This window comes from Erysipelothrix inopinata, from assembly GCF_014396165.1.
Classification (GTDB): Bacteria; Bacillota_I; Bacilli_A; order Erysipelotrichales; family Erysipelotrichaceae; genus Erysipelothrix; species Erysipelothrix inopinata.
This window is the reverse complement of sequence record NZ_CP060715.1, coordinates 854,569-865,918: the sequence shown is the minus strand read 5'-3', so window position 1 is coordinate 865,918 and position 11,350 is coordinate 854,569. Positions and strand designations below refer to the sequence as shown.

The window sequence follows — 11,350 nt, the reverse complement described above, 5'->3', positions numbered from 1 at the left end:
AACTAGTTTTAATTACAAATTACATTCAAGTATACGCTTGAATGTTGTCGTTGTTGGTGTTAATATACATTCAAAGATAAATTTGAATAGGAGCAATTATGAAAAACCAAACTTGTGATGTAAATCTTGTCCACCAGAAACATGTTGATGACGCTGTGGAACAACTTAACTCAATTGACACAAATACTATAACCTCTATATATAAAATACTCGCAGATGAGAAACGATTCAAAATCATATATAGTCTTCTACATGTTGAGGAACTGTGTGTCTGCGATATTTCAAATGTAATTAACGCAACGATAGCAACTACCTCCCATCATCTTCAACAACTTAAAAAGATGAATGTTTTAGATTCAAGAAAAGATGGGAAAATGCTATATTACTTTTTAATTAATAAGGACATAGCAAATTTAATTAATTTTTCATTAGTAAATTCAGGTGCTATCCATGATAAAAACATATAAAGTTGAAGGATTAAGCTGCACAAACTGTTCGAAGAAATTTGAGGATAATGTAAGAGCATTACCGAATGTCTCAGACGCTAAAGTAAGCTTCAATACGGGAAAGATTACCGTAAATGGAGATGTAGATTTAGATGATCTAAACAAGGCTGGTGCTTTTGATAAGTTGCAGGTAATAGATTTAAGCAATCCCAGCATTGATATGGGTAATAATAGTAAGGTAAGAGAAAACCTTCCTTTGATTATTTCAGCTCTTATTATTATGTGTGCAATGATTACTCAATCACAGTTTGGAGAAGAATCAATTTATACAATTCTTCTTTATATCAGCGCCATCGTAATCGGTGGATTTAGTTTGTTCAAAGAAGGATTTAAAGATCTATTAAAATTAAATTTTTCAATGCAATCTCTAATGACTATCGCTATTATAGGAGCATCATTGATAGGACAGTGGTCTGAAGGTGCTATTGTAGTAATCCTATTTGCACTTAGTGAAGCATTAGAACGTTTCTCTATGGACAAAGCTCGCAACTCAATTCGCTCGTTGATGGATATCGCGCCGAAGGATGCGCTTATTCTTAAAAATGATGTAGAAATCTTGGTACAAGTCGAGGATATCGAAGTTGGAGACATCATGATTATCAAACCAGGACAAAAAATACCGATGGATGGTGTTGTTGCTTTCGGTAAAACTAGTGTTAATCAATCTGCTATTACTGGTGAATCTGTTCCAGTATTGAAGGATGTGGATGATGATGTTTTTGCAGGAACTTTAAACCAAGATGGCTTAGTTAAAGTCAGCGTTACAAAATTGGTTGCGGATTCCACTTTGGCTAAAATTATTCATTTAGTTGAAGAGGCCCAAGATGAGAAGGCACCTGCTCAAGCATTTGTTGATAAATTTTCTAAGTATTATACACCAACAATCATGTTAATCTCTCTACTTGTTATTGTATTGCCCCCATTATTTTGGGGAGGAGAATGGAACAAATGGCTCTACCAAGGGCTCTCGTTACTTGTAGTTGGATGTCCCTGTTCACTTGTCATCTCAACTCCTGTTTCTATCGTGTCCTCAATCAGTAATGCAGCTAAACATGGTGTACTCATTAAAGGTGGGATATATCTTGAGGAAGTTGGGAAACTCAATGCAATTGCCTTTGATAAAACGGGTACTTTGACTAAAGGTGAACCTGTTGTAACAGATTATGTGGTAACAAATCCTCATCGAGACAATGAATACATAAATATTATTTATTCGCTAGAATCCTATTCTCAACATCCACTTGCTTCAGCAATAATGAAATATATTTCTGATGAAAAGATACAAATTGAGAATTTGAATATTGATAACTTTCTCTCTGTAGCGGGTATGGGCATTACAGGCACCATAGATTCAATACATTATAAGATTGGGAATTCAAAGTTGTTTGATAACATTGCCAATGAAGATAGACATCACTTAAGCCTCTATCACGAGCTCCAAAGCCAAGGAAAAACAGTCATGATCTTTGGCACTCATGACGAAATTCTTGCAATTATAGCAGTTGCTGATGAAGTCAGAGATTCAAGTCGTGATGTCATTAGAAGACTCCACAATATGGGTATTGAGCATACTATTATGCTCACAGGTGATAATCAAAGTACCGCAGAAGTAATTGGAAGACAAGTTGGTGTTACCGATATTAAAGGTAGTCTCATGCCAGAGGATAAACTGGAATATATTACCCAATTAAAAAAAGAATACATGAATGTGGCTATGGTGGGTGATGGAATTAATGATGCGCCTGCACTGGCTTCAGCGAACGTAGGTATTGCCATGGGTGGCAGCGGAACTGACACAGCATTAGAAACTGCTGACATTGCTCTAATGAATGATAATTTGGATAAGTTGCCTTTTCTAGTAAAGCTTAGTAAGAAGACGCTAGCAATCATTAAACAAAATATAGCAATCTCTCTCGTACTTAAACTGATTGCATTACTCTTAATTATTCCTGGGTGGTTAACGCTTTGGATCGCAATCATCGCTGATATGGGTGCAACCTTACTCGTCACCTTAAATGGACTGAGACTTATGAGAGTTAGCGATTAGTATTCGAAATATAATAATCTGACCCCTATTTCAATTGAAACTGAAATAGGGTTTTATTCAAACGAAGATGAAATGTTGATAAAACCTTATCTTAAGTGTTTGGGAAAAATCTAATTATGGGTTATTATTGAATATATAAGTATTTTGGGTGGGGATGTTACTTCAAAGAAAGAGGAAGAAAATGAAGAACATATTTAGTTTTTTTGGTAAAAATACAAAAAGTGATGATTCAAGGATTGATAATCCGAATCAAAACAAGGAAGCTAATAATTCCTTTGTATATGGTGTTGAAGATGTTTTCAAGCTTAGAGATTCAAATGATCTCGTTGTTGTTGGTTATGTACATGGGATTATGAAACCTGGAATGGCTGTTTATGTTTCAAATATTGGTGATGATGAGGGCTCAATTTTCCTAACCGAGATTATTTCAATGGAAAGTTTCGGAAAAATGGTAACAACCGCTACAAACAAACCAATTGGAATTCGACTTAAAAACGGATCAACTGGAAACATAAAAATCGGTTCTGTCATTCATTCACGAGATGCCAGTACCAAGGAAGTCCACGATGCTTATGTTTTTGCTATCGATGCAACTTATATTAAATCTAAGAGTCTATCCCTTACTGAAGATGAATTTAATAAAATGAGTATTACAGACTGTGCTGAAGCTTGGAACTTATATAATGAGCATATACGATCATCGATAGATGGTTCAGCTGAGAAAGACCTACAAATCTACCGAAACAAGATCGATGTACTCGCAAAACATTTAATCAGTAAAATTTTAGATTCTGAGGAAATTTATACTATTATTAATAAAAAAACTGGGGAACCTCATTTGTTTTCCAACACAGTAAAACAAAATAATGGAGGTTACATGTGTACACCACCAGACATTATGATAGTTTCTAAGGCATATTCCAAAGTTTACGAGCAAACCTATCCCAGAGAGTTATTTGAAATCAGAGCAATCTCTAATGGAGAAAATAAAGATGGAATTTATAACTTCTTGGGAAGTAGTTTTTACTTAAATGGAGCATGTGGTGTCGCAATCAACTCTCAAAGAACTGCAATCAACGCAAATATGATTGTTCCAGAACCTGATTATAGTAATATTCCAGAAATTCAAATCCCAATATCAAATCCTGATCTTGTTAGATGGTTACTTTTAATGGGTCAAATTGGAGCACCTCAATCAGAAGATGCACAATTAATCTATAATTTATACTATAGGTTTATGTCACTTGCATTACCAAAAGCAAAATTCCTTGTTCCGATGAAAAATGATGGAAATTTGTCACCCGGCGACAATGGTGAAATAATTCTTGAAAAAGATACGAAACTATCTTTCCCTACTTCTAAAGGTAAAAACAGTAAGGACTGCGTTCCTTTATTCACGGATTGGAAAAGACTTCGTATGGTTTACGATGTAGAATGGAATGCTATGATTCAACCACTTTCCGGTTTTATTAATACTTTTGATTGTTCTATCAATCCTACAGAATTCACTGCAGCAGGTTGTTACATCACCAAAGAAACATACGATCAAATGGAAGAGTTTGCTTCTCAACAATAATTCCATAAACGCATAATATTGCACCACGAATTGACAAGGACTCTAACCTAGCTCAAACATTACTTTTAACTAGGTTAGAGTATTTTTATAAATTTAGATTTTCAATTAAACTATTTCTCTTTTTACATAATTTCATACACTTTACAAATAATTTGCTATATTCAAATATGATAAAATAATATATATAAAGGAGTGACTGTATTATGTTAGAAAAACATTATCGAACGTTAAAACATATTGATTCACGTTTTCCTGAAGATATGACTGTAATTGTCGAACTTCCTAAAACTGATCAATATCAAGTTGTCTATTTCTTAATTGATCTAATGGATGCGAGTAATTATGACAATATTTTCCTAAGCCGTTATTTATTTTCTAAAATTCCTGAAGTTTGGCTCGTTAGCAATCTTCCGGATTTAATGAATGATATCGAATCATCTCAACACTTTGACTGGAATGATGAATGGTTAGTTAGAAGAATGGCTGAAGCAATGTCTTTCTCTGGATTACTTCTAGATTGGACATTAAAAAAAGCATCTTCAAGTCAAGATGCTAATGTTCTCGAAGCGGTGGAAGAATTTCAAATTTATCTTCCACATGGAACCAATCGCTACGAGGTTGTTATTGATTTAACTGTAAGATAAAGTTATCTCTACTACTAAAGAGACAGGTGTAATATTGGAAATGGATTGCCAGCATCATCCGTTTCAGAGCGTCCAATTTCTTTAAATCCCATGTGTTTATAAAATCCTACTCCTTGGATGTTTTGTTCGTTAACATCCACGAGCGTAGCCTTACAACTTTGTATCGCGAAGTTTATTAGGAATTTACCTGTTCCTTTCCCTCTTACCTTATTATCAACAAATTACATTTCAATTTTATGATCATGGACTCCAAGAAACGCATAAATAATTCCTAAGTCGTTTTTAAGTACGTAAAAATCTTCTACGTATTTGGCGCCTTCAATAACTTGTGGTTCAAGATTGACTATATCTTCTTTTGTTAAAAAATCATGAGTCGCTTCAACAGATGTCTTCCATGTCGCTATAATTTCCTTAGTATCTTTCTCATTAAGATTGTTAAGTTTTAAAACATTCATGTCAAGATACCTCCTTTGTTAGCTGTTATCCTACAGATACAATGAGTGATTGTCAAGAAATTTTATAATGTGTTTATTTTTATTTCATTCCCTCTAATTGAGATGCACTGATTGTTAGATATAATTTTTAATGGCACTAACTCTGAGTATTGATTGATAACTTTATCTGCAGTATCAATAAAAGGTTCTGATTTATAGTGGGGAACTGTATAAAAATCCACTACCGATAAACCACACTCATTTGTTAAGAACGTAGCAACAGATCTATCATCCATTGATTCAACATAGGTAATATTCGGTGATAGAATTACTGAACCAGCGGATTCACCAATATACAGTTTGCCTGCATTTATGAACTCGATAATGACGTTGTCCACATTCGTCCGCTTTAATTCTTGAAGTAGATAAAAGGTGTTTCCTCCAGTAACTAACAGCACATCAAGTGATTCGATTTGTTTCTGTAATTCTGCCGTAGAACTGTTAAGCAAATCAAGTTCTATAGTATTAATAGCATTTTCTTTAAACCATGTACGGGTTTCATCCATGTATCCTGTATAGTCTTCCACAAGCGATGCAGTTGGAATAATACCAACTGTTTCACTAGTTTTAAAGTTAAGCATCATGGGTTTCTTAAGCACATCTGCTACATCCGCAAACGATGATGTTAGAATTATATTTTTCATAATTTCCTCTTTTCTTTCTTTCATATACTTATTGTATGTTAAAATAGTTTCAAAATATGACACCATTAAAATTGAAAGGATAAATTTATGAATAAAAGTGAACGTCTGAACGATATGTTATTTTACTTGCGCGATAAACGTTACTTCAACTTATCAGATCTGATGAGCCACTATAGAATTTCTAAAAGTACTGCACTTAGAGATATAAGTTCTTTAGAGCTAATGGGACTTCCAATTTACAGCAATCTCGGTAGATACGGAAACTACATCGTTGATCACGACCATGTACTTACACCAGTAATATTTAATAACCAAGAAATAATGGCACTTTATTTTTCAATGAATGCACTTCAAAATTATGAAAGCACACCTTTCCAAGTTGAGTTCAAGCACATCAAAACTAAGTTCAAAGATTCTATTCCGAGTTCACTACAAACTAGTCTTTCAAAAATGGAAAATTCTCTGAGTATTTCAAATTATTCTCAGGTAGGTGCAAATCCCATGCTACCCAAACTGTTTGACCTAATGATTAATCAAACAGTTGTTCATCTTAAGTATGGAAATAATGATGAATCCCGCACTGTACAGTTCTATGAAATATCCTCTTCACTTGGTCATTGGTATATCAGTGCATTTGATATTAGCAAGCAAGCATTTAGAGTATTTCGATGTGATAGAATTAAAAGTGTTACTCCGTCTGTTAACATGAACGGAGAGGAAATAGAAGTTTTAATTTCTCGTGCAGGCCAGTTTCATCTATCTGAAAGACCCTATTTTTTCTCTGTTGAAGTACAAGAAGCAGGTCACGATATTTTTAATAAAGAACATTATCCCAATATGGAGTGGGTATCAAGAGAAGATGATTTTTATATTGAAGGCATTTATAACTCTAGCGAAATTAAATTTTTAGCTCGTTATTTTCTACAATATGGAACTCTAGTCAAAAGAATTAAACCTAACGAATTAGCGGAAGAAGTATTAATATTACTTGATGAACTGGTTCATCATTTTAACAAATAATATTTACTTTACATGGCTTATGAAACTATAATTATCTTAGATTAATGGAGGTTAACATGAACTTTAACGAACTACTGCAAACAAACTGCTTTTCTCAAGATCACGAAGAAAGAGAGAAAGCAGCAGAGCTATTAGAAATAAACTATAATTGCGAAATAAAGTGTTTCGATATCCATCCCAGTGTTAAATTTGCACACCATGCACGTGGGTGTACTGTTATTGCCTCAAAAATTTGCGAAGGAGTCGTTATATACCAAAACGTAACTATCGGATCTAATTTGAGATTTAATAAAACTACTGAATCCTGGGAAAATGTCGGTATGCCAATCTTGGCTAAGAACGTCATTGTTGCAGATGGTGCAAAAATTTTGGGACCAGTTATTATAGGAGAAAATACTGTCGTAGCTGCGGGAGCTATTATCACCATCGATATTCCAAAAAACTGTATAGCATTTGGTGTTAATAAATATAAAGAACGCGATTTAAATTATGATTTAATATACAACGAAAAGAATATTGAAATTGAAGAGATCTTAAAAGCTAATGAAGAACTCATTAAAAAATTTAATCAAAAAAAATAAATGTCTAAAGAAAACGTTACTCTAAAATTTACAGTAACGTTTTATTAATATTAAATGTTTAATAGAATTTCGATAATTGTATCGTCCTCTATTTCCAGTTTCAGAATACCCTTTTCTGTTTGTTTGAAATAGTAACCCTTTTTATTATCATCATCTTTTATGATTTGCCCTTTACCATCCTGTACTAAAAGCGCAGTTCCATTTTCTAGAGCAACTCCATCTAATGATTCTTCACCATTCATCATGCCATCAAAGCTATCTCTTCCAGGATCATCATAATGTGGGCAGTGGGCGAGATTAATAAACCCTAACCCGGGTGTTTGAATAAAACTCCATTCATTGGACTCACCAAATGATTCACTATCGCTGTTTCCCCACTGATACCAACAAATTGATCCTGCGCTTACACCACAAAGAATTATTCCCTTATGATATGCTTCAATTAAAACCTCTTTAAGATTAAATTGTTTCCAATGTTTAATCATGAATCGTGTATCGCCACCTCCGACATAAATTATATCGTGGTTCATAATAGATTCTTTCACCGCTTCACGGGTTGGATTACTTGAGACGAGTTCGAGACAATCCACATTTGCTCCAAGCAAGGTAAAAAAATCAGTAAAATTATCTATGTAATCTTTACTGTCACGAGTTGCTGTTCCTATGAATAAAACTTTTGGATTCTGTTTCTGTGATAACTCAATAATTTTCTTACTTATATGAGGCGTTCTTGAAAAAGGTTCTTGGCCACCTCCAATTGTAATTATAGTTCCCATATAGATACCTCACTTTATGATATAGACTAACACTTTCAACTGTTTTTCTCAATTCTTTTAAATCAAAAATATTAGAAGGCTTTCCAGCAAGATTTCAACGATAAAAACATGCTAATTCGTATGTTTGTTACTTTGTTAGAAATACTCCCTTTTTAACAAATTCACTTTTATTTCACATTTCTTTAACCAACATTCATAGAATTTTCATCATGTGTATTTCCACATTTTATAGTCGTTTCAGCCCATAATATCCCCTCTTTCAAACAATGTTAATCGTTATTCTTTATGTCTATTTTTATAGATATAATGCAATTTAATAGTCTCTCCTATCTCTCTAATAAAAAAATAAATAATTATTCATACTCCTTTGCAGCTTATTTTCTTCACATTTTTAGTATATTTCTACTCCGAATCACTGTCTTTTTACTATGCTACTATTTACATATAGAAAGAGAATAAAGATGAGAGGAACCTTTATGAAATTAAAGAATATGTTAAAGAAAACAACAGCATTTACTATGGTCCTTACCCTAGGTATCATGACAGTTATAATTCCTGCATCAGCGGATAATATTGATCCTAACTCTAACGCTAGTAATCTTCCATTGACCGATGTCAAAATGGAAGCATCAATTCAAAATTATGCGATTGATAATATTCAAAATGTTACGGAACTTAACGATGCACTTCTTAGTGCAAACAATGGTGATGAATTCACTTTAAGTGCAAACTTTGATACGAGTAATTTTAATATTACAATGCCAAAAGTTGACGTCACAATCAATGGTAATAACATTACTTCAACAAAAGATAAACTAACAATTTCAGGAGATGGTTCTGGAAAGTTAACCATTAAGAACCTAACCTTTGATGGAACCCTTTTCCCACGTAACTTAGTTACAGTTTCAAATACAAAGGGATCAATTATTTTTGATAACGTTGTATTAAAAAATGGTAACGATGGTGTCATGGATATTTCAGCTCAAGACACTTCACAGATTGTTATCAAGAATTCATTATTTGATCACAATACTAGCAGTAATTCGGGATCAGCCATTACATTAAGAACCGGTAACCTTACGATAAATAACACTACAATTTCGAATAATATTGGAACAGGCGCTGGTTATGAATGTGGAGCGATTGCTACAAAGTCCTACAAAGGAACCTTAACAATCAACAACTCATTGTTTGAGAACAATGTAAACCAATGCTATAACACTAGCGTAGTCGGCGGTGGCGGTGGCGCACTTTCCATGCATTATCTAGAAGGTAACGTATCCGTAAATCAGTCAATTTTTAGAGGCAATAAAACTAATGGTGGCGAATCAATGAATACTGCATCGACATATGATGGCGGCGCTATCTATGTATTTGATGGAAAGGGTGGCGGATCTTTAAATATTGATTCAAGTACTTTTGATAGTAACTTTGCTTACGACGATGGTGGAGCAATAATGATTCAAGCAACAGGCTTCCCTGGTTTTAAAAGCACGATTTCAAACAGTACATTTATCAATAATACCGCTCTTGGGGAATCAGGCGGAAATCGCTCAGGAGGAGCCATCCAATTTTTCAAAAATGGTGGCTTAACCTCTTTCAATAATAGTATCACCGGTTCAACCTTCTATAATAATACAGCTGGCGGGCCAAAAACTAATGTCGAGCAAAGAGGTGGTGCTGTTGGTCTTAGCGGAACATCTGCATTTGCAATGGCCTCTGCATCTACTTCTGGAAATCTATTTATTGGTAATAATGTATTTTCAAACGGATCCTTAAGCACAGCAAGTTCTTATAAAGATGTCTCCAGTACTAGTACAACAGATACTGGTAAAAATAATATTATTAACGTAGATGGTGGGGCAACCCCACAATATTCAGTTTCTGATTTACTAGGAAGCAACCCTCGATTAAGAAAAAACTTAACTTCAATCACAGCTGGGTATAATCCTGAGTTAGTTATGACATTACCTATTATTCCCGATAGTCTCGCTGATAATAACTATAAAGGTTCAACATCACTTGGTGCTACAGATCAGCGTAGTCTAAAACGTGATAAAGATTTAGGTGCGGTGTCAGTAACATCATTAGGATATGATGCCAATGGTGGACAACTTAATATCTCTGAGATTACTGATTATACAGGTTTAGAGTATACAACACTTACCGACGGACTTATCACAAGATTATACTCTATTGCTTACACAGATGGTTCTGTAAATATCTATTCAGGAAGTTCATTAAAAATCACACGTCCAGGTTACATTTTCAAAGGATGGTCACGTGATAAAAATGCAACAGAACCTGACCCTACTATTACTCCAGGAACTGACTTCATACTAACCGACTTAACAACTATTTTCTATGCTGTTTGGGAAGAAGTTGAACATAAGTTAACTTATGATGGAAACGGCAACACAGCCGGAGTCGCGCCAACTGATTCCAATACTTATCAAACAGGTCAAAAAGCAACATTGCTTGGTAAAAACTCTCTCGTTCGTGACGGCTACACCTTTAAAGGATGGAGTCTTGTGAAAGACGACGCAAATAATACACTTGCCGAAGGCAGTGACTATATAATGAATTTAGATACTACTCTCTTCGCTGTTTGGGAAAAAGATATCGATCCAATCGTTGAGTTCAAACTAACTTATGATGGCAATGGTAATACAGCTGGAGTCGCTCCGATTGATAACAACACCTATCAAGCAGGTCAAAAGGCAACATTGCTAGGTAAAGGCGGTCTTGTTCGAAGCGGATACTCCTTTAAAGGATGGAGCCTTGTAAAAGATGATACAGCGAATATTTTAACAGAAGGTAGTCTCTACGAGATGAATGCAGATACCAAGCTCTTCGCTGTCTGGGAAAAAGACATTGATCCTATTGTAGAATTCAAACTCACTTATGATGGTAATGGTAACACTGCCGGAACTGCTCCCGTTGACAACACACTTTATCAAGCAGGTCAAAAAGCAACACTCCTTGGCAAAGGGATCTTCTTCGTAAGGGATACACATTCAAAGGTTGGAGTCTTGTAAAAGATGACAATAACAATATACTAA

Annotated in this window: 10 protein-coding genes and 1 pseudogene; 7 read left to right on the top strand and 4 right to left on the bottom strand. The window is 34.4% G+C overall.

Going from position 1 to position 11,350, the window contains the following annotated elements; translation table 11 throughout:
- Positions 1-98 precede the first annotated feature (98 nt).
- The 4 genes from H9L01_RS04255 to H9L01_RS04240 all read left to right on the top strand — a co-directional run bounded on the left by H9L01_RS04255 (position 99) and on the right by H9L01_RS04240 (position 4,773).
- Positions 99-467 carry an ArsR/SmtB family transcription factor gene (locus tag H9L01_RS04255; protein WP_187534772.1) on the top strand — a complete coding sequence of 123 codons (369 nt, stop codon included), beginning with the start codon at positions 99-101 and terminating at the stop codon, positions 465-467.
- A complete protein-coding gene (locus H9L01_RS04250) occupies positions 451-2,553 on the top strand; it encodes a heavy metal translocating P-type ATPase (RefSeq protein WP_187534771.1) in 2,103 nt (700 codons plus the stop codon). Before H9L01_RS04255 ends, H9L01_RS04250 begins: the two co-directional genes overlap by 17 nt.
- A gap of 181 nt (positions 2,554-2,734) precedes the next feature.
- Positions 2,735-4,129: an SseB family protein gene (locus H9L01_RS04245; protein ID WP_187534770.1), complete on the top strand. Its 1,395-nt coding sequence runs from the start codon at positions 2,735-2,737 to the stop codon at positions 4,127-4,129.
- 203 nt (positions 4,130-4,332) lie between these two features.
- A complete protein-coding gene (locus tag H9L01_RS04240) occupies positions 4,333-4,773 on the top strand; it encodes a hypothetical protein (protein WP_187534769.1) in 441 nt (146 codons plus the stop codon).
- A gap of 14 nt (positions 4,774-4,787) precedes the next feature.
- Here the strand turns inward: H9L01_RS04240 and H9L01_RS10970 are convergent.
- From H9L01_RS10970 to H9L01_RS04230, 3 genes and pseudogenes are all read right to left on the bottom strand, one after another.
- Positions 4,788-4,982, bottom strand: a pseudogene (locus H9L01_RS10970) (GNAT family N-acetyltransferase); the annotation flags it as partial.
- 12 nt (positions 4,983-4,994) lie between these two features.
- Positions 4,995-5,228 carry a GNAT family protein gene (locus tag H9L01_RS10665; protein ID WP_223151047.1) on the bottom strand — a complete coding sequence of 78 codons (234 nt, stop codon included), beginning with the start codon at positions 5,226-5,228 and terminating at the stop codon, positions 4,995-4,997.
- Between the two features lie 62 nt (positions 5,229-5,290).
- Positions 5,291-5,911, bottom strand: a complete 621-nt coding sequence (locus H9L01_RS04230; protein ID WP_187534768.1) for a Type 1 glutamine amidotransferase-like domain-containing protein — start codon at positions 5,909-5,911, stop codon at positions 5,291-5,293.
- A gap of 87 nt (positions 5,912-5,998) precedes the next feature.
- On the opposite strand from H9L01_RS04230, the gene H9L01_RS04225 reads away from it, so the two are divergent.
- Entirely contained in the window at positions 5,999-6,931 is a 933-nt protein-coding gene (locus H9L01_RS04225) for a helix-turn-helix transcriptional regulator (protein WP_187534767.1), read from the top strand.
- Between the two features lie 56 nt (positions 6,932-6,987).
- The gene (locus H9L01_RS04220) at positions 6,988-7,512 is read left to right on the top strand and encodes a GlgC family sugar phosphate nucleotidyltransferase (protein ID WP_223151046.1); all 525 of its coding nucleotides are present in this window, start codon (positions 6,988-6,990) and stop codon (positions 7,510-7,512) included.
- 50 nt (positions 7,513-7,562) lie between these two features.
- Here the strand turns inward: H9L01_RS04220 and H9L01_RS04215 are convergent, their stop codons facing one another.
- The gene (locus H9L01_RS04215) at positions 7,563-8,288 is read right to left on the bottom strand and encodes a Type 1 glutamine amidotransferase-like domain-containing protein (protein ID WP_187534765.1); all 726 of its coding nucleotides are present in this window, start codon (positions 8,286-8,288) and stop codon (positions 7,563-7,565) included.
- Positions 8,289-8,716: 428 nt separating this feature from the next.
- Between H9L01_RS04215 and H9L01_RS04210 the strand changes: the two genes are divergently transcribed.
- Positions 8,717-11,326, top strand: a complete 2,610-nt coding sequence (locus tag H9L01_RS04210; protein ID WP_484489037.1) for an InlB B-repeat-containing protein — start codon at positions 8,717-8,719, stop codon at positions 11,324-11,326.
- Positions 11,327-11,350 lie beyond the last annotated feature (24 nt).